At 39.6% G+C, this 240-nt stretch carries 1 protein-coding gene; it reads right to left on the bottom strand.

The features are described from left to right. The coding region (locus CBI42_RS12050) for a DEAD/DEAH box helicase family protein (RefSeq protein ID WP_142294173.1) at positions 1–240 on the bottom strand (240 nt) is incomplete at both ends.

Here is a 240-nt window from a genome sequence, read left to right as displayed (position 1 = left end):
ACACAAATTGTTTTCTTCTCGCCTTCACAAAATCTTTCTTAGTGGTCACAAAGACCTTTTTAGTAGGGAAAAATTTCATGATTTCTTGGCCAAACTGAGCAGACAAACTAGAGGGAACCACATACAAGGGCTTATGAACCATCCCCAACTCCTTTAATTTAAACCCAGCACCAAGCATGGTCAAGGTCTTTCCTGAACCTACCTCATGAGCTAATAAGGCTCTTTTTTCTTCTACAATTC

This window comes from Streptococcus sp. KR (assembly GCF_002238115.1).
In the GTDB taxonomy this organism is placed as follows: Bacteria; Bacillota; Bacilli; order Lactobacillales; family Streptococcaceae; genus Streptococcus.
This window is presented reverse-complemented; position numbering and strand designations above follow the sequence as displayed.